Source organism: Streptomyces sp. NPDC058646 (assembly GCF_042716875.1).
Taxonomy (GTDB): domain Bacteria; phylum Actinomycetota; class Actinomycetes; order Streptomycetales; family Streptomycetaceae; genus Streptomyces.
In genome coordinates this window covers 1-22,905 of record NZ_JBHXRK010000032.1, presented here as the reverse complement: position 1 = coordinate 22,905, position 22,905 = coordinate 1, and the positions used below count along the sequence as shown (strand labels likewise).

At 74.4% G+C, this 22,905-nt stretch carries 19 protein-coding genes; 11 read left to right on the top strand and 8 right to left on the bottom strand.

Annotation, left to right across the window (positions count from 1 at the left end; all coding sequences use genetic code 11):
* Window positions 1–32 precede the first annotated feature (32 nt).
* The 4 genes from ACFWUZ_RS30550 (at window position 33) to ACFWUZ_RS30535 (ending at window position 4,382) form a co-directional block, all read left to right on the top strand.
* On the top strand, window positions 33–599 hold the full coding sequence (locus ACFWUZ_RS30550; RefSeq protein ID WP_384380056.1) for an RNA polymerase sigma factor: 567 nt from the start codon (window positions 33–35) through the stop codon (window positions 597–599).
* Entirely contained in the window at window positions 596–1,603 is a 1,008-nt protein-coding gene (locus ACFWUZ_RS30545; protein ID WP_384380053.1) for a CU044_5270 family protein, read from the top strand. The genes ACFWUZ_RS30550 and ACFWUZ_RS30545 overlap by 4 nt, the downstream gene beginning before the upstream one ends.
* Before the next feature lie 363 nt (window positions 1,604–1,966).
* Window positions 1,967–2,191 carry a hypothetical protein gene (locus ACFWUZ_RS30540; protein ID WP_384380050.1) on the top strand — a complete coding sequence of 75 codons (225 nt, stop codon included), beginning with the start codon at window positions 1,967–1,969 and terminating at the stop codon, window positions 2,189–2,191.
* A 727-nt stretch (window positions 2,192–2,918) separates the two neighbouring features.
* A complete protein-coding gene (locus ACFWUZ_RS30535; RefSeq protein WP_384380047.1) occupies window positions 2,919–4,382 on the top strand; it encodes a hypothetical protein in 1,464 nt (487 codons plus the stop codon).
* Here the strand turns inward: ACFWUZ_RS30535 and ACFWUZ_RS30530 are convergent.
* Together ACFWUZ_RS30530 and ACFWUZ_RS30525 are read right to left on the bottom strand one after the other, a co-directional pair.
* Window positions 4,324–5,586, bottom strand: coding sequence for a cytochrome P450 (locus tag ACFWUZ_RS30530; protein ID WP_384380044.1), 1,263 nt, complete (start codon window positions 5,584–5,586; stop codon window positions 4,324–4,326). The two genes, ACFWUZ_RS30535 and ACFWUZ_RS30530, sit on opposite strands and share 59 nt — an antisense overlap.
* Window positions 5,587–5,718: 132 nt before the next feature.
* Complete coding sequence (locus tag ACFWUZ_RS30525; protein WP_384380041.1) at window positions 5,719–6,750, bottom strand: medium chain dehydrogenase/reductase family protein; 1,032 nt, start codon at window positions 6,748–6,750, stop codon at window positions 5,719–5,721.
* Between the two features lie 178 nt (window positions 6,751–6,928).
* Here ACFWUZ_RS30525 and ACFWUZ_RS30520 point away from each other — a divergent pair, with 178 nt between their 5' ends.
* A complete protein-coding gene (locus tag ACFWUZ_RS30520) occupies window positions 6,929–7,579 on the top strand; it encodes a TetR/AcrR family transcriptional regulator (protein ID WP_384380217.1) in 651 nt (216 codons plus the stop codon).
* A gap of 109 nt (window positions 7,580–7,688) precedes the next feature.
* Window positions 7,689–8,087: a VOC family protein gene (locus ACFWUZ_RS30515; RefSeq protein WP_384380214.1), complete on the top strand. Its 399-nt coding sequence runs from the start codon at window positions 7,689–7,691 to the stop codon at window positions 8,085–8,087.
* Window positions 8,088–8,109: 22 nt separating this feature from the next.
* Here the strand turns inward: ACFWUZ_RS30515 and ACFWUZ_RS30510 are convergent, their stop codons facing one another.
* Both ACFWUZ_RS30510 and ACFWUZ_RS30505 read right to left on the bottom strand, forming a co-directional pair.
* Complete coding sequence (locus ACFWUZ_RS30510) at window positions 8,110–8,568, bottom strand: hypothetical protein (protein WP_384380038.1); 459 nt, start codon at window positions 8,566–8,568, stop codon at window positions 8,110–8,112.
* Window positions 8,569–8,756: 188 nt separating this feature from the next.
* Window positions 8,757–9,530 carry an ABC transporter ATP-binding protein gene (locus ACFWUZ_RS30505; protein WP_384380035.1) on the bottom strand — a complete coding sequence of 258 codons (774 nt, stop codon included), beginning with the start codon at window positions 9,528–9,530 and terminating at the stop codon, window positions 8,757–8,759.
* A 194-nt stretch (window positions 9,531–9,724) separates the two neighbouring features.
* Here ACFWUZ_RS30505 and ACFWUZ_RS30500 point away from each other — a divergent pair, with 194 nt between their 5' ends.
* Genes ACFWUZ_RS30500 through ACFWUZ_RS30490 form a run of 3 tightly spaced genes read left to right on the top strand, consistent with a single transcriptional unit; the run spans window position 9,725 to window position 16,868 of the window.
* Window positions 9,725–13,039, top strand: coding sequence for an FtsX-like permease family protein (locus tag ACFWUZ_RS30500; protein ID WP_384380032.1), 3,315 nt, complete (start codon window positions 9,725–9,727; stop codon window positions 13,037–13,039).
* On the top strand, window positions 13,036–15,912 hold the full coding sequence (locus tag ACFWUZ_RS30495; RefSeq protein ID WP_384380029.1) for a hypothetical protein: 2,877 nt from the start codon (window positions 13,036–13,038) through the stop codon (window positions 15,910–15,912). Before ACFWUZ_RS30500 ends, ACFWUZ_RS30495 begins: the two co-directional genes overlap by 4 nt.
* Window positions 15,909–16,868, top strand: coding sequence for an ABC transporter ATP-binding protein (locus tag ACFWUZ_RS30490; protein WP_384380025.1), 960 nt, complete (start codon window positions 15,909–15,911; stop codon window positions 16,866–16,868). Before ACFWUZ_RS30495 ends, ACFWUZ_RS30490 begins: the two co-directional genes overlap by 4 nt.
* A gap of 47 nt (window positions 16,869–16,915) precedes the next feature.
* Here the strand turns inward: ACFWUZ_RS30490 and ACFWUZ_RS30485 are convergent, their stop codons facing one another.
* Window positions 16,916–17,656 (bottom strand): SDR family oxidoreductase, encoded by a 741-nt coding sequence (locus ACFWUZ_RS30485; protein WP_384380022.1) that lies wholly within the window; start codon window positions 17,654–17,656, stop codon window positions 16,916–16,918.
* 107 nt (window positions 17,657–17,763) lie between these two features.
* On the opposite strand from ACFWUZ_RS30485, the gene ACFWUZ_RS30480 reads away from it, so the two are divergent.
* Complete coding sequence (locus ACFWUZ_RS30480) at window positions 17,764–18,255, top strand: RrF2 family transcriptional regulator (protein ID WP_384380019.1); 492 nt, start codon at window positions 17,764–17,766, stop codon at window positions 18,253–18,255.
* 130 nt (window positions 18,256–18,385) lie between these two features.
* On the opposite strand, the gene ACFWUZ_RS30475 is transcribed toward ACFWUZ_RS30480, so the two are convergent.
* The 3 genes from ACFWUZ_RS30475 to ligA all read right to left on the bottom strand — a co-directional run bounded on the left by ACFWUZ_RS30475 (window position 18,386) and on the right by ligA (window position 21,637).
* The gene (locus tag ACFWUZ_RS30475) at window positions 18,386–18,715 is read right to left on the bottom strand and encodes a hypothetical protein (RefSeq protein ID WP_384380016.1); all 330 of its coding nucleotides are present in this window, start codon (window positions 18,713–18,715) and stop codon (window positions 18,386–18,388) included.
* Window positions 18,716–19,193: 478 nt separating this feature from the next.
* On the bottom strand, window positions 19,194–19,454 hold the full coding sequence (locus tag ACFWUZ_RS30470) for a hypothetical protein (protein ID WP_384380013.1): 261 nt from the start codon (window positions 19,452–19,454) through the stop codon (window positions 19,194–19,196).
* Window positions 19,455–19,576: 122 nt separating this feature from the next.
* Window positions 19,577–21,637 (bottom strand): NAD-dependent DNA ligase LigA, encoded by a 2,061-nt coding sequence (gene ligA / locus ACFWUZ_RS30465; protein ID WP_384380010.1) that lies wholly within the window; start codon window positions 21,635–21,637, stop codon window positions 19,577–19,579.
* 599 nt (window positions 21,638–22,236) lie between these two features.
* Here ligA and ACFWUZ_RS30460 point away from each other — a divergent pair.
* On the top strand, window positions 22,237–22,737 hold the full coding sequence (locus ACFWUZ_RS30460; RefSeq protein WP_384380007.1) for a hypothetical protein: 501 nt from the start codon (window positions 22,237–22,239) through the stop codon (window positions 22,735–22,737).
* Window positions 22,738–22,905: the final 168 nt, after the last annotated feature.

The window sequence follows — 22,905 nt, the reverse complement described above, 5'->3', positions numbered from 1 at the left end:
CAACGAGTTGCGCCGAGCGGACACTACTCGGTGTGGAACAGCAACTGTTCGCGGAAATCTACGAAGCGCACGCCCAGGCCGTGTACGCGCATGCCGTCCGCATGACTTCTGACCGCTCGGGGGCGGAGGACATCGTCTCTCTCACGTTCCTGGAGGCGTGGCGACTCAGGGCGACCCTCGACGACGTCACGCGTCATCGGGCGTGGCTGCTCGGGGTCGCCACCAATGTCATACGCAATACCCGCAGGGCTGCCCGCCGCCACAGGGAGGCACTGACGCGCTTGCCCGTACCGGATGCCGTCCCGGATCCGGCCGATGGAGTGGTGTCCCGCATGACGGACACCGCCGAGGCCGAGGCCGCCCTGGCCGCCTTGGGCCGGCTTCGGCGTTCCGACCGCGAGGCCATCGTCCTGGCCGTCTGGTCCGGTCTCAGCCACGGGGAAGTGGCAAAGGCCTGCGGCATCTCAGAGGCGACCGTCCGTTCCCGGCTGTCGCGGGCACGCAGCCGCCTTCGCAGACTCACCACCGCCGATCTGGACGCGGAGCCGGCCGCGGGACGTGCGTCGACGTCGCGCATCGCACGGGAGGGACACCTTTGAACGCCGCTGATGACGCACGGATCGAACCGTCCGAGCATGACGAACTCCTCCGGCGACTGAGCGGGATCGCCGATGGGGACCTCGCCTTCCGCGGCCGTCGTCCGGTCAAGGAGCACGTGATGCGCGAGATCACCCAGGGCGGGCGGACCGCTCGCCGGAGGTCCCGGCGCCCCCTCTTCCTTTCCCTCGGGGTCGTGGCGGCGGCGTGTGCCGTGGCCGTCACCTTCACTCTGCACGGCTCCGGTCCGGGACAGACCGCCACGGCCGCCCGTCCTGAACCTGCGGCCGTGCAGCTGTTGGACCGCGTCGCCCTGGCGGCGGGATCCGCGCCCGCCCCGGCGGTGCGCGACGGGCAGTTCATGTACGCGAAGACGGTCGGACACTCCACGTCCCTGTCCGAGGTCGCGGGGGACGGCGGAAGGATGGAGGCGGCCCCCACCGACGAGTCGGCGGAGCGCTGGTACTCGGTCGATGGATCGGCAGGAATGACCGTGCGCACCGGGCGAGGGTCCGAGACCTTCCCGCCTGGTGGCCCGCCGACCCTCAACGGCCCCACGTACCGATTCCTCGAAACACTGCCGACCGATCCCGACGCGCTACTGGACTTGATCTACGAGGACACGCGCAAGCAACACGGCTCCGGCTCCGGTTCGACCACAGGGCCCGATCAGCAGGCATTCGTCGCCATCGGCGACATGCTGGGGAGGTTCCAGGCACCGCCCGGTCTGAGTGCGGCGCTCTACCGCGCGGCAGCGCGCATTCCTGGAGTCGTCCTGGTTCCCGAGTCGAAGGACGCTGCAGGCCGAACGGGTGTGGCGGTCGCCCGGGTCCACAACGGCGAACGAACCGAGTGGATCTTCGACAAGCAGACCATGCGGCTGCTGGGCGCACGCACCGTGGCCCTCAAGGACAGCGACTGGGGCAAGGCCGGAACGGCCGTCACCTCCGTAGCCGTCGTGGCCCAGGGAGTCACGGACCGTCCCGGGCAGCTGCCGCAAGGCTGATCGGATCCGGGGCACCGTGGGTGAGCATTGCGGGCCCCCTCGGCGTCGGCTGCGCCGGGCGGAGTTCGCACGGCGGACAAGCGATCCCGTGAGGCCCGGCCGGGCACGGACCCGGCCGGGCACGGACTACCACCTGTGTCCGGTGACGGGCTGCCCGTGGGTGCGCGCCTCGGCCGTCCCGGGTCGGGCGTAGCGGCTGAAGCGGATTCGAGCCGGCCCTCCAGCCTTCGGGTCGAGATGCCGGAACGCATGCCGCGCACCGAAGGCCCCGGCGGCGTCCCTCCGCGGCAGGGGCGGGGGCGACCGCACCCCGGTGGTGGATCCCGGAGTGCCGCTCGGAGCGGACCGCCGCAGGCTGGATGCATGTCGGACCGTACAGAGATCGTCATCCACCCGGTGTCACCGAGGGGCGGCCGCAAGGTCACCGTGCACGCGCTCGGCGTCGACGCCGACCTCGGCCGCGCCCACCATCCCGCCGACGTGTCCGAGCTGCTGCGCCGGGCCGGCCTCGAGGGCGTCGACCTGTCCGAGGACGGCCCGATCCGCTGGGAGGGCGGCGGCCCGGAAGTCTGGACGGCCGGCGCCTGACGGTGGGCCTGCTGCCCGCTCCCCCTCCGGGGGCGGCTCGGGGGCCGGGTTCGCCTCCGGGGCCGGCTCGGGCGCCGGAGCCGGGGCCGGCTTCTGCGGGGCGGGCGCCGGGCTCGGGCCGGGCTCGACCGACGGAGCGGCGAACGCGCTGCCCGGCAGCAGCGCCCCTCCCCCCACCAGCACGGCCGACAGGGCGAACACCACCAGACGCCGGGGCCGTGGCCCGGGTGTGGGCCGGGGCCGGGACGTACGAGCCATGGCGGTCCTCCGACGAGCAGGGGTGAGGTGAAACGGGGCCGTTCCAGTAAGCCCTCCCCACCCCGGGCCCCACATGCCACCGGAACTCGGGACTTGACAGGCAGTCGCGAGCCGGGCCTCGGCCGGGGCCCCTCCGCCGCTTCCGGCCGGCCCCTCCGGTCAGTTGAGAACGCACCCACCCGGTGGCGCGCCCCATACGGGGGACGGGGCGCGCGGCTCAGGAGGGCCCACGGGGCTCGGTGACCACCACGGGTTCCCGGTGGCGGCCGGTCTACACGCAGGCGGGCGACGTGTCGGTCGTCATGGAGATGGGCCCCGGGCGCCGGTCGTTCGCCCGGACGGCCTTCGCGTACACCCCGCCCGATCCGCGTCAGCCACCTGGCCCGCCTGGGCCCGCCTGACCCGCGCACCCGGCCTCTCCTACGCAGTCACGACGAGGCGTGTCGGTGGGTGGCTCTAGCGTTGCGGCATGATCTGGACCGCCGCTCAGGACACCCTTCTCGCCGCGCCGCCCGTACGGCGGCTCGCCGCCGCGCCCGCGGGGCTCGCCGAGACCGTCGAGCTGACGGAGGCTCACCTCGACTCCGCCACGCACACCGTGGCGGACTTCGAGCGGGCCCTCGACGGGCTCGTCCGTCAGGCGCACCGCGACCGCCACGCGCTCGCGGCGGCCCTGTCGCCGGCGTTGGGGCACCGTTACGCGGAGGAGGAGATCGAGGCGCACCGGCTCGCCGGGATCGACGTCGTGGTGGCGACGCTCCTGTGGCGGGTTCCGGGGTACAGCTTGGGGCCCGCGTACGTGCGGCGGCACCGGGGGCACGAGGAGTGCGCGCAGGGCGGGCTGGAGCTGGTGGTCGCGGCCCGGGTGCGCGAGGTCGGGTACGGGCTGCTGTCCGGGCACCGTCCCCCGTTCCTGCTGGCCGCGCCGACCTGGGAAACGGGTTCGCTGGAGGCGGCCGAGCTGGTCGGACGGCTGGCGGAATACGGGCAGTTGGGGATCCGGCCGGGCCCCGTCGACTTCGCGCAGGCCTTGTTGCGCGTACGCCGTGACGATCCGGCTGCCGCGTCAGCGGCCGAAGCGGCGGCCCGGCTCGGGACCTCCGAGGGCGATCGGCTCGCGGCCTGGCTCGGTCCGGACGGCGAGCCGGGCGTCGCGCTGCGCCGGGTCGTCGCGCCCGATCCGGGGGTGCACCGGGCCTGGTCGCGGACGGGCGCCGCTGCTGCGCAGGTCACGTACGTCAGTGGCGAACGGCCGGCCCTGGTGGCGGAGTTCCCGGATCCCTTCCACTGGATGGGCCGTCCGCACGAGGGGTTCACCCACTGCTACCACTGGCACGGCGGGCACGCCGTACGGGCGGCGGTGCTGCCCGAGGAGCGGGAGACGCAGGCGGCCTGGCTGCTGCCGGGGGTGACGCTGGCCGCGACGGCCGGCGACCACGGCAGCGCCTGGATGCTGCCGCACCTCGCCCGGCTGGGCGGACCTGCGGGGCCCGCGCTGCACGCGGCGGTGGCGGCGGGGCTGGGCGGCCGGTACCCGGAGAGCCGGCAGCCGGCGGTGGAGGCCCTGCTGGCGCTGGCGGCCCGGGGGGATCTCGACGCCCCGCTGCTCGGCCGCGAACTCGCCGCGATGACGGCCCTGGGCACGGTCAAGCCCAACCGGCTTGCGGAGGCGGCCCGTTCGGTCGCGGCTTCGGGCGCCTGCGCCATCCTGTGGGCCGTCCTCGCCGAGGTGCTGCCGGCTCTGCTGCCCTCGGTGCGGGGTGCGGGCGAGGTGCTCGCCGTCGCCGCCGAGTGTGTGGAGCGGTGCGGGGCCGCGGGCCCGGTCCCGGCGGAGGTGGCGGCAGCAGCGGCCCGTCCCGGGTCCTCCCGGGTGGTCACCGAGGCGCGTCGCCTGACAGCCGGGCTCGCCGGTCACCCTGGCCGCCGGGCGTGAAGGTCACCGGCAGGTTCAGGGGGCCGCGCAGGCCGCCGGGGCGCCAGCTGATCTCGTCCGGCGCCACCGCGAGGGCGAGCCCGGGGAGGCGGCGCAGGGCGGTGCCGATGGCGATCTGCCCTTCCAGCCGGGCCAGCGGCGCGCCCAGGCAGTAGTGGATGCCGTGCCCGAAGGCGAGGTGGGCGTTGTCCTGCCGGGTGAGGTCCAGACGCTCGGGGTCGGGGAAGCGGGCCGGGTCCCGGTCGGCGATGGCCGAGGCGACCAGCACGGTCGCCCCGCGCGGGATGGTCACGCCCGCGATGTCGACGTCCTCGCGCGCGAACCGGGCGATGCCGGGGCTGACCGGGCCGTCGTAGCGCAGGAGCTCCTCGACGGCTCCGGGCAGCAGCTCGGGGTCGGAGCGGAGCAGGTCGAGCTGGCCGGGGTGGGTGAGCAGCAAGGCGATGCCGCCGGCGATGAGGTTGACCGTGGTGATGTATCCGGCGGCCAGCAGCAGGAACACCATGGCGATCAGTTCGTCCTCGGTCAGCTGCTGTTCCTCGTCGCGGGCGGTGACGAGGCCGCTGAGCAGGTCGTCCCCGGGGACTGCCCGTTTGGCCCGGATGAGCTCGGTCACGTACGCGCGCATGTGCTGCCAGGCCTCGTTCACCACGGCGGGGTCCGGCGGCTCCGTCCCCCGCATGATCATGCGGTCGGTCCAGCGCTGGAAGTCGTGGCGGTCGTCGACCGGTACCCCGAGCAGTTCGCTGATCACCGTGACCGGGAGCGGCAGCGCGAAGTCCGCGACGAGGTCGGCGCGGCCGGCCGGGACGACCGCGTCCAGCAGCCGGTCGGTGACGGACTGGATCCGGGGGCGCATCCCGGCCACTCGGCGGGCGGTGAACGCCTTGGAGACGAGGCGGCGCAGGCGGGTGTGGTCGGGCGGGTCGCTGCGGAGCATGTTGCTGAGCATCGACTCGCGCTCGGTTGCGGGCAGTTGCTGCAGGAGCCGGGTGTCCGAGGCGTCGCGGACGTCACTGCTGAGGCGGGGATCGGACAGGGCCGCGAGTCCGTCCTCGTAGCGGGTGACGAGCCAGGCCTCCAGCCCTCCCGCGATGACGGCGCGGCGTACGGGGGCGTCCTCGCGCAGTTGCCGGTAGAGGGGGAACGGGTCGGCGAGGAAGGCCGGGTCGGCGTAGGGCAGTAGGACCGGCCGCTCACTCATGATGCCCTCCGGAGTACGTCGCCATGGCTGTGGACGGTGAGGGTACGCGTCCGGGTATCCACACCTTCGCAGGCCGGCCGTGCGGCGGCCGTTCGGGACCCCGTCCGGCCTGTCCGGCGCCCACCCCCGTGGCTACGGGGTCAGGACGATCTTGCCGCCGACCGTGCCGGACTCCGCCAGCCGCATCGCCTCGGCGGCCCGGCTCAGCGGGAGTTCCGCCGCGATGCGCGCCGTGATCTCACCGCGCCGCATCGCTTCGAAGACCTTGCCCAGATCGGTGCGGAGCCGGGCCCGGAAGCGGCCCGGGGCGAGCGCCTTGCCGCCCCAGACGTTGTAGAAGTACGCCCGGCGGCCGTTGGGCAGCGCGTTCCAGGCCCACACCCGGCCGAGGAGCTTCAGTACCGGCCCCTGCTTCGAGCCCGCCGCGTCGCGGGTCGAGGCGCTGCCGTACGCGACGAGCGTGCCGCCCGGCGCGAGCAGGCGCCACGAGTGGACGACGCCCGGCCCGCCGACGTGGTCGAAGACCGCGTCCACCCCGCCCGGCGCGAGCTCCCGGACCCGGGCGGGTACGTCCCCGGTGCGGTAGTCGACCGGTTCCACGCCCAGCTGCCGCAGCGCCGCGTGGTGGCGGGCGGAAGCCGTACCGATGACTTTCACTCCGGCGCTGTGGGCCAGCTGCACCAGCATGGTGCCGACGCCGCCGTTGGCGCCGTGCACCAGGACCGTCTGCCCGGCCCGGACCCGGGCTTTGCGGTGCAGCATCTGCCAGGCGGTGATGCCGTTGACGACGGCGGTCTCGGCTTCCGCGGCGCCCAGGCCGTCGGGCACCGGCACCAGGTCGGCGGCTTGCAGGGCCACGTGGCTCGCCCAGCCGCCCGTTTTCGTCAGCGCGGCCACCCGGCTTCCGAGCAGGGTGACGGGGACGCCGGTACCGATCTCGGTGACGGTGCCCACCAGGTCGTAGCCCGGCACGAAGGGGAACGGGGGCTGGTCGTAGTAGCGGCCGCGCCGCATCTGCTGCTCGGCGAAGGACACGCCGGTCGCCTCCATCGCGACCACCACCCGGCCGGGGCCCGCGGCGGGGACGGCCCCGTGCCGGATCACGAGGCCTTCGGGCTCGACCTTGCCCGGCAGAACGACCTCGACGAGTCCCTGGGTGTTCATGACGGCCTCCGTTGCGCTGCGCGGTTGGGTGTTGTTAGAAACTTTCGTGTTCGTTATAAGTTGTAACTCTGACCGACAGGCGTCGTCAAGAAGGTTCGTGATACCTTCTCACTAAATTTTGAGCATGTATCCCTGTAGCCCGCCGGACGTCGGGCACCGAGGAGAGGACGGGCAGGCCATGGCGGAGTCCGGTACGAAGCCCACGCCGCGCGAGCGCTACCGCGTCCAGGTGCGGACGGAGATCAAGGAACGCGCGTGGGAGCAGATCGCCACGGCGGGAGCGACCGCACTCTCGCTCAATGCGATCGCCAAGCAGATGGGCATGAGCGGACCCGCCCTCTACCGGTACTTCGCCAGCCGCGACGACCTGATCACCGAGCTGATCCGGGACGGGTACCGGAGCCTGGCCGACACCATCCGCGCGGCCGCCGGATCCGGCGCCGACCTGGCCGCGCTCGCGCACGCCCTGCGCGGCTGGGCGCTGCAGGACCCGCAGCGGTACTTCCTCGTCTACGGCACCCCCGTCCCCGGCTACCACGCACCCGAAGACATCACCACTATCGCGTCCGAGATCATGTCGGCCTTGCTCGACGCGTGTGCCGCACTGACCTCGGACGGGCCCGCCGAGCCCTTCACCACACACCTCGAGGACCACCGCCAGTGGGCGGACGGCCATCCCGCCCCGCCCGCGGCGCTCCGCCGGGCCCTGACCTTCTGGACCCGGCTGCACGGCGTGCTGTCGCTGGAACTCGCCGGCCACTTCAACGGGATGGGCTTCGACCCGGCCCTGCTGTTCGCCGCCGAACTGGACGCACTGACGGCACACTGACCGCACCCCGCCCCTCCACCACCCCGGTACGGGTGACGGTGACGCACGCACAGACGGGAGCAACGCCGTGGAAGGCCGTGGCGACGGTACGAACGGGCCGGCCTCCGGGATGCTGCACCACGTCGAGATCTGGGTTCCGGACCTCGACCGTGCCGCAGCCTCCTTCGGCTGGCTCCTCGAGGCCCTCGGCCACACCCTGTTCCAGAGCTGGAGCAACGGCCGCAGCTGGCGGCTCGGGGCGACCTATCTGGTCTTCGAGCAGTCCCCGGCCCTGACCGCGCACGAGCACGACCGGCGCCGGCCCGGCCTCAACCACCTGGCGTTCCACGTCGAGGGCCGCGACAGGGTCGAGGCGCTCGTCTCCGAGGCCCCGCGGCACGGCTGGAGCCTGATGTTCCCCGACCGGCACCCGTACGCCGGTGGCGAGGGGACGTACGCCGCCTACCTGGAGAACGCCGACGGCTTCGAGGTCGAACTCGTCGCGTTGGATCCGCCGGCCCCCGCCTGACCGCGGGGGCCCCGGTCCCGGCTCACGCAGCGCCCGAGGTGTCGCGGCGCCGTGTTCCGAGGGCTGCGGCGCCGGCGCATCCGGCAGAGGCGAGCGCGAGGACCAGTACGGCCGGGTTCACGTGGACGGGCACGGCCTCGGCGGCGTAGGCGCCGCCGCCCGTCGTCTCGCAGACGAAGCGGAGGGGCACGTAGTCCACGGAGTAGTCGATGACGTGCTGGGCCCGCTCCCACTGCCCCGGCGTCCGGCAGGGCGGAAGTGGTGACGATCCGGCTCCACCGTCCTCGGCGGCCACGACCGCACCGGCGACATGGAGCAGGCCCCACGTGTACAGCGCCGCCGCAACGGCCGCCAGCAGGGCGGCCAGGCTCCGGAGCCGCGCGGCGCGTCCGCTGTGCCGGAGGCCGCTGAGGCCGCAGCCGGCGAAGACCAGTGCGGCGACGAAGCCGGCGGGAAGGAGCAGCAGGAGCAGAAGGACCATCTGCCGAGTCGACCAGAACGGGATCACAACTCCTGTGGCGGAGCCCACAGTTCCGGCAACAGTGGCGTCACAGCACCGCAGGCCACGGCCTGCCTGCGCGGAGACCGGTTCTCCTACACTGAGCGGGACCTGTCGATGTCTTGCACGGGGGATGCAGTGACCGACCTGCCGTTCGATCGGCCCGGCCGCTAGGCGTCTGCGGCGGTCATGGTGTCGGCCGTGGTCCCGGCCGCGTCGGGACCGACGATGCGGCCGTCGCGCAGTTCCACGACCCGGTCGGCGAGTTCGATCAGGTGGGGGTCGTGGGTGGCGACGAGGACGGTGACCGATTCGCTGCGCACCACCGCGCGCAGCAGTTCCATGATCGAGCGACCGGTCTCCGAGTCGAGCTGGCCCGTGGGTTCGTCCGCGATGATCAGGTCGGGATCGTTCGCCAGGGCGCGGGCCACCGCGACGCGCTGCTGCTGGCCGCCGGAGAGTTCGCCGGGGCGCTGCTCCGCGTGGTCCGCGAGGCCGACCAGGGCGAGGAGGGTCCGGGCGCGTTCCTCGCGCTCCCTGGCGGGGACGCGGCGCAGTCGCATCGGTACGCCGACGTTCTCGGCGGCGGTGAGGACGGGGATCAGGCCGAAGGACTGGAAGACGAAGCCGATGCGGTCGCGGCGCAGGGCGAGCAGGCCCGGCTCGTCGAGGGCCGCCAGGTCGGTGCCGTCGAGGGTGATCCGGCCGCCGGACGGGGTGTCGAGGCCGCCGACGAGGTTCAGCAGGGTGGTCTTGCCGGAGCCCGAGCGGCCCCTGAGGGCGGTGAGTTCGCCGCGGCGGACCTCGAAGGACACGCCGCGCAGGGCGTGGACGGCCTGGGGGCCGCTGCCGAAGCTGTGGCGCACGTCGTCCACCACCACGATCGGCGTGCCGCCGCCCTGCCGCGCCGGCGCGTCCGCTGCCCGTTCCCGTCGGTCCCTCATCGCTGCACTCCCCCGTCGAACCGTCCGCGCGGGGCGCCCGCCCCGTGGCCCTCACATGCTGCTGCTGCAACTTTCTGATCGCATTTGCGCATCCGTAACGCCTTCCACGCAAGCCCCTTCCTTCCATGGCTCGAATCTGACAGCATCGTCCGCTATCCGGTACCCAGGGTCCGGACGGGGGAGGAACTCAACACGTGCTCGGCTTCGTCGTGCGTCGGCTGCGCGGGCGATGGCCGCTCGCCGTCGCCGTGCTGCTCACCGTACTCATCACCGCGACCGCTCTGACCGCGCTGACGGCGTTCACCCGAGGCGTGGGCGAGGAGGGGCTCCGGCGGGCACTGACCGGCCCGGAGCAGCCGCGTACCACCGTCGTGATCACCAGCGGCCGTCCCGCTTCCTCGCGCGCCGACGACGACAAGGCCGCCCGGGCCTACGCGGACGAAGTGTTCGGGCGGCTGCCGGTGGCCTCCGAGAGCGTGGCCCACAGCCGCTCGTACGGACTTCCCGGCGCCGCCGCTTCGGGCCGCGACGCCGACCTGACCCTGCTCGCCGCGCTCGGCCGGGAGCACGTGCACCTGCTCGCCGGTACCTGGCCCGGGCCCGTCTCCGCCGCCCCCGCGGGCGGCGCACCCGCTGCGCCGACGCCGGTGGCCGTACCGCGCGCGGCGCTGGCACGGCTCGGGCTGGCCGAGTCCGCACTGCCCGCGCCGGTCCGGCTGGACGACCGGTTCGGCGGGCCGCCGCTGACCGTGCTCGTCACCGGCGTGTACCGGGCCGTCGATCCGGACGCCGGGTACTGGCGCCTCGACCCGCTCGGCGGCCGGGAGGTGCAGGCCGACTCCTTCGCCACCTACGGCCCGCTCCTGGTGGACGACAGCGCCTTCACCACGGGCGGCCTCCTGCAGAACTACCGCCGCACGCTGCTGACCCCGGACCTGCGCACGATCCGCACGTCCGAGGCAGCGGCCGTCCGGAGCGCGACGGACCCCGCGCGGGTCTCCCTCGAACGCGCCACCTCGCTCCGGGCCGCCACCGACCTGCCCCGCATCCTGGCCGAGCTGGACTCCGGCATGCGCGTGGCCCGGTCCACCCTGCTGGCGGGCGCGCTGCAGCTCGCCCTCCTCGCGGCCGCCGCGCTGCTCCTCGTCTCCCACATCCTGACCGTGCGCCAGGAGCCGGAACGCGTCCTGCTCACCGCGCGCGGCGCCTCCCGCCTCCGCCTCGGCGCGCTGAGCGCGGCCGAGTCGCTGCTGCTCGCCCTGCCCGCCGCCGTCCTGGCACCGCTGCTCACACCGCCCCTGCTGCACGTGTTCGGCCGGTTCGGACCGCTCGCCCGGGTCGACCTGGAGATCCCGCACACCTGGCTGGTCTGGCCGGTCGCGGCCGGCAGCGCCCTGGCCTGTGTCCTGCTGACCGCCCTGCCGTCCGTCCTGCGCGGCGCCTCGGCCGCCGTACTGCGCCGCGTGGGCAGCAGACAGGCCCTGGTCACGGGCGCCGCCCGCTCCGGCGCGGACCTCGCCGTGGTGGTCCTCGCCGTCCTCGGCTACCAGCAGCTGGCCCGGTACGGGAGCGCCGAGTCCCCCGCCCCCTCCGGCGGGGGACTCGGCGTGGACCCGGTCCTGGTCGCCGCCCCCGCCCTCGCCCTGTGCGGGGGCACGCTGCTGGTCCTGCGGCTGCTGCCGTTCGCGGCGCGGGCCGGGGGCCGGCTGGCGGCGCGCGGCCGGAACCTGGGCCCCGCCCTGTTCGGCTGGCAGCTCGCCCGCCGGCCCGGCCGGGCCACCGGGCCGGTACTGCTGCTCGTCCTCGCCGTCGCCAGCGGGGTCCTGGCCCTCGGTCAGCACGCCGCCTGGTCCGCCTCCCAGCAGGACCAGGCCGACTTCGCGACCGCGGGCGGCCTGCGGATATCCGGGAGCAGCATGTCCCCGATGGGGCAGGGCGGACGCTACGGGGCACTGCCCGGCGGGGACCGCCTGAATCCGGTGGTCCGCCGGGAGCAGCAGCTGCCCGGCGGGGGCCTCGCCGACCTCGTCGCGCTGGATGCCGTCAAGGCGGGCGAACGGGTGCCGCTGTGGGCGGACCTGCGCGGCGGCCACCCGATGCGGGAACTGTTCGTCCCGCTCGCCGCGGGGGGCCCGGACCCGGCGACGGGCTCCGCCGCCACCGGCACCGCGGGAGCGGCGGGCGCCGCGGAGGTGCCCGGTGGCGCCCTGCCCGGCTCACCCCGCCGGATCGACCTCGACGTGACGGTACGGTCCTCCGGTACGGACTGGGCCGCCGTGAGCCTGCTGCTGCGCGACCGCTTCGGGGCGGTCCACGGAACCTCGTCGGTCACGCTGCCCGCCGGTGGTGACGCCACCCTCCCGTTCTCCCTGGACGCCCTGACCGGCGCCCCGGTCGGTTCGGCCGCGGCCCCCCTGACCCTGGCGGGGGTACGCCTCTCGTACGCCGGGGACGGCAGCCCCGCGGGCGACGGCAGCGAACTGACCGTGCGCCGGATCGGCGTCTCCGACAGCGCGGACGGCGGCGCCGTCGCCGCCCCGCCCGGACCCGCGGGCGGCTGGAAGCCCGCGCCCCCGCAGGGTCCCCGCTCCCTGCGGGCCCCCGAACTGTCCTCGGTCCCGGCCGGTTCCCCGGAGGTGCTCCGGCTGCGCTACTGGGGCGGGGCCGGCACCGAGAAGGGCGTCACGTCCGTACTGTTCCCGGCGCCCGCCGCGCCGACCGCCGACTCGGTCCCGGCGGTCGCCACCACCTCGTACCTGCGGGCCCTGGGGGCCTCCGTGGGCGAGACGGTCCCCGTCCCGCTGGACGGCGCGACCGTCCCGGTGCGGATCACCGCCGCCGTGGACTCCCTCCCGGTGGCCGGACGGACGGCGCTCGCCGTCGACCTGCGCACACTCGGCCGGTTCCTGGTGGAGTCCGCGGGTCAGCAGCCGCCGCCCCCCACCGAATGGTGGCTGCCCGCCGTCTCGGCCACCGACCCGGTGCCGGCCCGCGCCGCGGCCGCGCTGCGCGAAGGGACCAGGAGCGAGCGCGTCGAGCTGCGCGAGGAAGTCGTCGCGCGCCTGCTGGACGACCCGTTGAGCGCCGGCCCGCAGAGCGCACTGGCCGCCCTGGCCGCCGCGTGCGCAGTCCTCGCGGCCATCGGCTTCGCCACCTCCACCGCCGCCGAACGGCGCGTGCGCGGTCGGGAGTTCTCGGTCCTGCTCGCGCTCGGCACACCGCGCCGGTCGCTGGCCCTGGCGTCCGCCGCCGAGGGCGGGGTGCTGATCGCCGTAGGAACCGCGGTCGGGACCGGGCTGGGTGTCGCCCTCGTCCACCTGATGGCGCCCCTGGTCGTACTGACACCCGCCGCCGGACGGCCGTTCCCGCCCGTCCGGGTGGACATGCCGTTCTGGCAGACCCTGCTGACGGCCGCCGCCATCGCCGCCGTTCCCCTGCTGTCGGCCGCACTCAGCGGTCCCCGGGGCCGCGACATCGCCGCCCGACTGCGCCCCGTGGAGGAGATGTGACCACCCCGCCGCCGTCCGCGGGCGGTCCGCGATCCGCCCCCGCCGCCCGCTCCGGGCCGCGGCCCGCGCCGTGGGTCAGGACCCGGCTGCGGGCGGCGCCGCTGGGCACCGTGCTCGGCGCGGCACTGGCGTTCGTCGCCGTCCTGCTCGCCGCCGCACTGCCGCGGGCCCAGGACCGGGGCGCCGACCAGGCGCTGAGGTCCTTCCTGGAGCAGAGCGGGCCGAGCAGCACCAGCCTGCTGGTGGCCGCACCGGCCGCGGTCGCCGGGGAGAGCACCCGGTCCCTGGACGGGACCCTGGACAGCCTGCTCGCCCGCACCGGAGCCGGCTTCCGGGTCGACCCGGAGGAAGTGGTCCACGGCACGCGGACCACCAAGCGGCAGCCGCTGCTGAATCCGGAGCTGTCCCGCCCGTCCGGCTTCCCGCCCCGCATGTCCCTGCTGCACGTCCGTCAGGCGCAGGCGCACGTCGAACTGGTGGCGGGGCGCTGGCCGGACGGCACGCCCACCGGCGGGACGCCCGCAGCCGGCTCCCAGGGCGACCGCGCGGACATGCCGCCGCTGCAGGTCGCCCTCTCGCAGCGCGCCGCCGAGACCCTCGGCGCCCGCCTCGGATCCGTCCTGAAGAGCGCGCCGCTGTTCGGCGGTACGCCGTCCGTGGAGGTCGTCGGGCTCTACGCGGTCCCCGACGAGACCGATGACTTCTGGGTCGACCTGCCGTGCCTCGCCCGCGCCTGCGAGCACTACAACGGCGAGAACCTCTCCTGGGACGTCGACGCCCTGGTCGGAGCGGGGGACCTCGGCCGGATCGACACCTGGGGCCGCACCGCCGAGAACTTCTGGCGGCTCCCGGTGGACGTCGGGGGGCTGCGGGCCGACCGGCTCGACACCACGACGAAGGAGATCGCCTCCTACGTGGCCGGGCCCACCGCCGCCACCCTCGTCCGGGACACCCGGCGCGAGCGGTTGCGGACCACCTCGTGGCTGCCCGAGCTGTTCGAGCAGGCCCACGCCCGCAGACAGGCCGCGGCACCGCTCGCCGCGATCGGCCCCGCCGGGGTCGGCGGGGTCGCCTTCGTCGTCCTGTGCCTGGCCGGCGCGCTCGCCGGCGACCGCCGGGACGCCGAACTGCGGCTGTTGCTGGCGCGGGGCGGCTCGCGTGCCGGTATCGTCGGCCGGCTCCTCGGGGAGGGCGCCGTCACGGTGCTCCCGGCGGCCGCGGCCGCCACCGCGCTCGCCGTACTGCTGCTGCCCACCCCCCGGCTCGCACCCGCGCTGTTCTCGGCGGCGGCCGTCGCCCTGCTCACGCTGCTGGCCTTCCCGGTACGGGCCGCCGTCCTGCTGTCCCCGCCGCGCCCGGCCGGGCGGTGGCGCAGGCCCGTGGCCGAACTGCTGGTCCTCACCGCGACGGCCGCCGCCGTGCTGGAGGTGCGCCGCCGTGGGGCCGCCCCGGCCGGCAGCGACCCGGACCCGCTGCTCATCGCGGCTCCGCTGCTGCTCGCCCTGTGCGGAGGGCTGGTGCTGGCCCGGATCCTGCCGGTGGTCACCGGGGGGCTCGCGCGGCTGGCCGGCCGCCGCTCCGGGCTGGTCGGCTTCCTGGGACTGGCCCGGGCCGCCCGCGGCCCGGGAGCGGCCGGGACGCGGGCCCGCGGGCGGAGCGGCCCCTCCGTCCTGCCGATGGTCGCCCTGCTGGTCGCCGTCACCACCGGGGGCTTCGGGGCCGCCGTCCTGGAGTCGGTGGACTCGACGCGGCTGGGGGTGGCCCGACTGACGGTCGGAGGCGACGCGGCGATCTCCGCGTACGGGTACGCGCGGCTCCCGGACGGGCTGGCCGGGGCCGCGGGCGAGCTGCCCGGGGTACGGACCTCCGTGCCGCTGTGGATCGACCACGACTCCTCCCTCGTCGGCACCACCAGCGGCTCCACCCAGGTCACCGTGATCGTCGCCGAGCCGGCCGCGTACGCGGAGCTGTCCCGTGCCCTCGGCTGCGGCTCCTTCGACCCCGCCCTGCTGGCCGCGGGCGGCGGGGGTTCCGCCGGCGCCCCGGTGCCCGCGCTGTTCAGCTCCGGCCTGGCACGGCAGGCAGAGGCGGATACCTTCGTACTGCGGCCCGGCAACGGCGGAGAGCTGCGGACACGGATCGCCGGCGTGATCGACTGCACCCCGGCCCGGCCTGCTCCGGACGCCGCGACCGTCGTCCTGCCGGCGGGCCCCGCGACGGCCCTCGTCGGCGGCACCGACCACCCGAACCGCTGGTTCGGCCTCGGCGCCCCCGACGCGGACCGGCTGCGCGCACTGGTCCGGGCCGCGCTCCCAGCGGCGTCGGCGGCCGCGGCTCCGGCCGCGGGTCAGGGCCCGGCCTCCCCCGGGAACCCGGTCGACGAGGTCTACCCCGTGCACACCAGCGCCGAGGCCGTCGCCGAGCTGGGCGCCGATCCGCTGCAGCGGTCGGCCCAGCGCCTCTTCTGGGCCTCCGTGGCCGCAGCGGCCGGCTTCGCACTGCTGGCCGTCCTGCTGACGCTGGTACGCACCGTCCCCGAACGTGCGGCGCTGCTGGCCCGGCTGCGCACCATGGGGCTGCGCCGCCGGCAGGGCGTGGCGCTGATCCTCGCCGAGACGCTGCCGCAGGCCCTGGCGGCCGCCCTGGGCGGCGCCCTGGTCGCGGCGGCCGCAGTGGCGTTGCTGGGCCCGGCGATGGACCTGTCCACGCTGGTCGGCGCGAGCGTGCCGACCGGTGTGCGGCTCACGGCGGGATCCGTACTGACCCAGGCCCTGGGCCTGGCCGCCCTGGTCGCCGCGGCCGTACTCGCCGAGGCGGCGACATCCGGGCGACGGCAGATCACCACCGAGTTGAGAGCGGGAGACCAGCGTTGAAGACCGACCAGCCGACGTACGAGGAGCTGCGCCGCCGGGCGAAGGCCGCCGCGGAGCCCCGCACCCCGGCGGCGGACACCGCCATCGCCTGCGACCGCCTGGTCCGGATCTTCAGCGCGGACGGCATCGAGGTGCAGGCCCTCCAGGGGCTGGAGCTGACGGTGGCCCAGGGCGACCTGGTGGCTCTCGTAGGGGCATCGGGCAGCGGCAAGTCCACCCTGCTGAACATCCTGGCCGGCCTGGACGTCCCGACGGCGGGCAGCGCCGCGGTCGCCGGCTACGACCTGCTGGACCTGTCGGCGCGGGACCGGCTGCGCTACCGGCGCGAGGCGGTCGGTTTCGTCTTCCAGCAGACGGCGCGCAACCTGCTGCCGTTCCTGACGGCCGCCCAGAACGTGGCGCTGCCGATGCAGTTGAAGGGGGGCGGCGGGTCCCGGCGCGGCGCGAACGCACGCCGGTCCGCGCGGGTCGCTGAGATCCTGGACGCCCTCGGCATCGGTGAGCTGGCCCACCGGCGCCCGGCGGAACTGTCCGGCGGCCAGCAGCAGCGCGTCGCGATCGCCGTGGCGATGGCGAACGACCCCAGGGTGCTGCTGGCCGACGAACCGACGGGCGAACTGGACTCGGAGACTGCCGCGGTGGTCTTCGAGGCCTTCCGCACGGTGAACAAGGAGCTCGGCGTGACCGTGGTCGTCGTGACGCACGACCCGATGGTGGCGGGCGAGGTCCGCCGCACGGTGGCGATACGTGACGGCCGCACCAGCAGCGAGGTCCTGCGCCGCCTGGTCACTGACGAGCACGGCGAGGAATCGATCAGCGAGCGCGAGTACGTCGTCCTGGACCGCTCCGGGCGCGTCCAGCTCCCCCCGAAGTTCCTGGAGGCCCTGGGCATGGAACACCGTGTGGCGGTCGACCTGGCCCCGGACCGGATCGAACTGCGCCCGGACCGGAGCTGAGGGGGTGCCGTTGGACGCCGGGGTCCGGACGGTGGGGACCGCTCCGGTCAGCGGGAGGTGCTGAGCCACTCCTTGTAGTGGGTGGCGGCCAGGCGCGCCCCGGGCCCCGCGAGGAGTGCGTCGCCCTCGACGGCGGCGAACAGACCCGCCTGCTCGTCGGTGACGACGGGGCGGTCGTCGTCCCGTGCCCACAGGGTGAGGCGGCCGAGGTCGTCGAGGGAGAAGACGTCGGGTCCGGCGACGCCGACCGTGCCGTTCAGCGGCGGTGCGGTGGCGACGTCCGCGAGGGCGGTGACGACATCGGTCGCCGCGATGGGCTGGACGGGCGTGGAGGGCAGCCGGACGGTGTCCTCGTCGGAGCTCCAGGACATGACCGCGTCCATGAACTCGAAGAACTGCGTGGCGCGCACGATCGAGTAAGCGGTGGGTCCCTGCTTCAGCAGCTCTTCCTGGAGCGTCTTCGCGCGGTAGTAGTCCAGGTCCGGCACCTGGTCGACGCCGACGATGGAGAGGATGACCTGATGGCCGACGCCCGCGCGCTCGCCCGCGGCCAGCAGGTTCCCCACGGTGGTTCGGAAGAAGTCCGATGAGGCTTCGTCGAACGTCGGGGAGTTCGTCACGTTGACGACGGTGTCGGCACCTTGGAGTGCCTGGTCGAGCCCCTCGCCGGTGAGCAGGTCCACTCCGGTCGTCAGGGATGCGGGGACCACCTCGTGTCCCGCTTCGAGGAGCCTGACCACGAGCTGGGAACCGATCAATCCAGTGCTTCCGATGACCGTGATCTTCATGATCCAACCCTTTCGCGAACCGAGTGCACTGCGATCGCAAACTCGGACATCTGATATCCGAGATACTACTCGGATAGTGTGTGTCCGAGTCAAACCGGGAGGGCGACATGAAGCTGTCTGGTGGCGTGGAGTGGGCGCTGCACTGCTGTGTGGTGCTGACCACGGCGACCGAGCCGGTTCCGGCTGCCCGGTTGGCGCAGCTGCACGACGTCTCGCCCAGCTATCTGGCCAAGCAGATGCAGGCCCTGTCCCGGGCGGGGTTGGTGGAGTCCGTGCAGGGCAAGACCGGCGGATACGTTCTGACCAGGGCTGCCGGCGCGATCTCGGTCCTGGATGTCGTACTGGCGGTCGACGGCGCGAGCCCGGCCTTCGTGTGCACCGAGATCCGCCAGCGGGGACCGCTCGGCACACCGCCCCAGGACTGCACGCAACCGTGCGGGATCGCCCGCGTGATGTCCGCCGCCGACGATGCCTGGCGGGCGTCGCTGCGCGGTGTCTCCATCGCCGACCTCGTCGGTTCGGTGGAGCAGGACAGCGGGCCGCAGGCCCTGCCGGCCATCGGCGCGTGGCTCGGCGCGGCGGGCGGGTCCGACGGCTGAGGGAGTACGGGATCGGGATCGGACACCGTGGGCACGGCGCGTCCGGCGCCGTCGCGGCGCCCCCGGACGCGCCGCGATGCGCGGCCCTCCGAGGGGAGGAACCACGCATCACGGACGTCAACAGGCCGGGTCAGTGACCGCCGTGGCCGCCGTGGCCGCCGTAGCCGCCGTAGCCGCCGTGACCGCCGTGACCGTTGCCACCATGACCGTGGCCATGGCCATGGCCGTGCCTGTGGCCGCCGTATCCCTTGTCGTCGTCGTCCTTGTCCCAGCCACTGTGGTGGTAGCGGCCGCCGCCGTGACCGTCACGGTCACCGCAACCACCGCCGGCGACGTAACTGACGGGCTGGGCCGGGGCTGCTGCCGAGGCCGTGCCCGCGGTGCCCAGGGCGGCGCCACCGGCCAGCAGGAGACCTGCGGCGGACGCCACGAAGAGACGCTTGACTCTCTGTGCTCGCATGAGGATTGCCCTTTCCTCCACTTCCCGGGCAGCCTTCGCGACCCGAGCGTGGCCGCAGCCGCACGACGTGCAGCGCGGATAGGTTGCGTATTGCCACCGATTGCGGTCCGACGCGTTCTCACCCGCGAACGCGGCACATGGCCACGCGGATCCCCGAGGCGGAATCACAGCAGAGCGTCGGTTCCCGTCCTAGCGGGAGGGTCGGCCACGCAGGCCTGCCCCGCAGTGGCAGCTCTCACCCACACAGGCTAGTCGCGCCCGGGCGACTCAGCACCTTGGCCTCCGCAGGCGGCTCCACCGCACGGCTCGGCCCGTCCGGTACCAGGTGGCACCGCGGGGCAGACGCTCCAACGCTGGAGTGGAACGCCTCCGGGGCCTGGGGCGACGTCCGGTCGAACCATCGAAGGGGGCCGCTCATGGCCAGGTACCACCGCCGACCACGTGGGGGCCGGAGCCGGCCCAGGAAGCCGGAGGCTCCTCAGATGGAGAAGCCCCAGGTCTCCCAGCGGGGCTTGGGCCGGCATGCGGGGGCGTCGGGCACTTCCCGCAGGACCTGTTCGACTCGTTCCGCCCCGGACGGGCCGTTCGGTCCGTCCGGGACGTATGCGCCGTGGTAGACCACGCAGTCGGGAAGGGGGACCGGCTGAAGCCCGTACCAGCACACCGCACCGAGGAGCAGCAGCACGAGGAAGCCCGTGAGTTGCCTCCGCCGGGGAGGCCCGGAAACCGAGCGGATCATGCCGCGCACCCTATCGGAGCAGGGAGGAAGCCCCGGCGCCGGGTACCCGGCCGGTGCACGAGTTCCGCTGACCGCCTGTGCCGGTGGGGCGGGTGCCGCCCCACCGGCTGCGGGCCGTGGGGTCAGTTCAGGTGGTCGGCGACCAGTTCGGCGAAGGCCTCCGGGACGAGGACGGTGACCCCCAGCTCCGCGGCCTTGACGGCCTTGGAGCTCGGCTTGCCGCTCGGGGAGGGTGCGCAGACCAGGTAGGTGGTCTTCGAGTTGACGCTGCTCCCCGCACGGCCGCCGGCCCGCTCGATCAGGGCGTTCATCTCCGAGCGTCCCCAACTGGCCAGCGGCCCGCTCATCTTCCCGGTGACGACGACGGTCGTGCCCGCCAGCGGGCCCCCACCGACCGCCTCCGGCTCCTGGGGCTCGGTCATGTTGACTCCGGCGGCGACCAGTTTGTCGATGACCGCGGCCAGGGAGGCGATCTGCTCGACGATGACCGGCGCCTTCTCCCCTCCGATGCCCGCGACTTCCTGCAGACCTGCCGCGTCGGCCCGCCGGACGGCGTCCATCGTCCCGAAGTGCGCGGCGATCCGGCGGGACATGCTGCGTCCCGTGCCGAGCACACCCAGGGCGCAGAAGACGCGGCTGAGGGGTCGGGACCTGGCGGCCTCGATCTGCTCGGCCAGCTTGGCTCCGCGCTTGCTGCTCCCGGACGCGGCGGTGAGCTGGTCCTCGGTGAGGGTGAACAGGTCGGCGACGTCGGTGACGTCTCCGGCCTCGATCAGGGCCTTGACGTAGGTCCTGCCCAGTCCGTCGATGTCGAGCATGTCGCGTCCGGCGGCGTACTCGATCAGTGCGGGCAGCGCACAGGCGCTTCCCTTCGCGCAGCGCCACCGTTCCTGGGACTTGTCGATCTCTCCGCCGCAGTGGGGGCAGGCCGTGGGCAGCGGTATCTCCTGGGCGCCCTCCGGACGGCGGTCGACCACGGCGGCCTGGACACGGGGGATGATGTCGCCGGCCTTGTAGACCGTCACGGTGTCCCCGAGGTGGAGGTCGCGTCTGCGGATGTCCGCCGGGTTGTGGAGGGTGGCACGGGTGACGACGGTTCCGTCGATCTCCACCGGAGTGAGGAGGGCGGTCGGGGCGAGGACGCCCGTACGGCCCACCTCCCAGACCACGGCCTCCAGCACGGTGTGCCGCTCCACGGCCGGAAGCTTGAACGCGACCGCCCAGTACGGGAACCTGCTGCCGAACCCGACCGCGGCCTGCTCCGCCGGGTCGTTCGCCTTGATCACCACGCCGTCGATGCCGAACGGCAGCCCCGGGCGCAGCGCCGCGATCTCGTCCACCTTCTGCTGCGCCTCGGCCAGGGTGGCGGCCACGTGCAGACCGGCGGGCGTGTCCGCCGTGGTCCGTACCCCCGCCTCGGCGACGGCGGCCAGGGCCTGGGCGTGCGTCGCGCCGGGGGGCAGGAAGGCCACCCCGTCGAGCTCGACGGCACCGTAGGCCCAGAACGTCATGCTGAGCCGGTACGGGCGGTCCTTCGCGCGGAGGGTGCCCGCCGTGCCGTTGCGCGGGTTGGCGAACACCTGCGCGCCGTGCGCGGTGCGCACCTCGTTCGCGGTCTCGAACTGCTGCTGGGTGAACAGGACCTCGCCGCGCACCTCGAAGGTGGCCGGTACCGGCAGCCGCTCGGGCAGCCCTTCGACGGTGCCGATGACGTGGCTGACGTCCTCGCCGTGGCTGCCGTCGCCGCGGGTGATGATCTGCTCCAGCCGCCCGGCACGGTAGCGGGCGGCTACGGCGGCGCCGTCCATCTTCGGCTCGACGGTGAACCCGCCGGCCGGAGCCCGGCCCAGGCGGCGCTGGAGAGACGCGCCCCAACTCATCAGGCCGGCGGGATCGAACACGTTGTCCAGGCTGAGCAGCCGCGTCGTGTGCGCGACGTCTCCCACCGGGGCCGCGCCGTCGCCTACCAGGCCGGTCGGGGAATCCGGGGCGACCGCGTCGGGGTGGGCCCCCTCCCAGGCCAGCACGGCGAGCCGGAGCTCGTCGTACGCGGCGTCGTCGAGCAGGCTGTCGCCGTCTCCGTAGTACGCACGGGACGCCTCCCGCAGACGGGCGAGAGCGGCCTCGTAGGCGTCGCGGGTGGGTACGACGGACAGCGCCTCATCGGCGGAAAGGTTCTTCATGGACATGATCCTCGCGCAGGGCACTGACATTGCCGGGCCCGGCGTGAGGGCCGGTCCTCACGGGGTGGGCCCGCCCGGCTGCGCGCTGCTCCGGGTGGGGGTCCGGCAGTGGTACGGGCCCCGTCGCACGGCGGTCCCCGCTGACGTGACAACAGATGAAGTGCTGGTCCGGCGGGCCGGCACCGAAGGCGGCCTGCTGCGCCGTTGCCGTGGTGACCTCCCCGGCCGACGGAGCGGCGAACGCGGTCGGCAACCATGCCCCTGCACCCGCCGGCACAGGCCTCCCACCCCGTACGAAATGTTCCGCCGCCCGGATAAGGGAACGCACGCGGGCCCCCAGACGGGGTACGTTCGGTGTACGGGGTGCGGCCCTGGCCATCAGGGCCGCGACGGGGGCCGCACCCCGACACACGCCGCCGACCGTGCCACGAGCACTGCGCCCTGGCGGTCCGCGCGCTCAGGGGTGCCGCGCAGCAGGCATCGCGGAGGGGGCCCCGGCACCACCCCTCGGCGTGTCTGCGGCCTTCCGTTCCGGTCGGACGGTACGGGTAGCGGGCGGGGCGCGCAGTCCCGCACCGGAGTCGGACGTGGGAGTGGCTGTGGCGATGGTCGGACTGTTCTGGGTCACCCCGGACGCGGTGTACGTGGGGTCGCCGCCGACCGCCGACGGAAGGTCCGTCCGGCTGACCGCCGACGGCCTGGAGGCCGCGGATCCGGACGGGTCCCGGAGGTGGACCTGGGAAGGACTCCGTTCCGCGGTGGTCGAGGACGTGCCCACGGGAAGCTCGTCGGGCCGCGCATCGAAAATGCTCGGATCGCTGGTCTCGGCCGCGGTCGGCGCCTTCCTCGGCGAGGGTCCACCGGAGATGACACTGCGGCTGACGACGGAGGCCGGGCCGGAGCGGGTGACGGTGCACTCGGCGGCGTCCGGCGGGTACGGCGCCGACGAGGCAGCTCTCTCGCAGGAGCTGCTCACCCGTTTCGCCGCCGGAACGGCGGACCCTCGGGTCCTGGAGGCGTGGGGGCGCGAGCACGGCGCGGAGGGCACGCCGAAGCAGAGCGCGCGGGAGGCCCTGTTGCGCAGGTGGGCGGAGGCCTGAGCCGCGCGTAGCCCGTGGTCGTCAGGGGGCCCCGCGGCCCGGAGCCCTCCGCGGGGCCGGGCCGCGGCACGTGACGTGACGTGACAGCGCCGCGCAGTGGAGCACTGCGCGGCGCTGTCAGGTGGGGGGTGTGATCACCCCGGGGTGTTGGGGGTGTTGGGCGTGTTC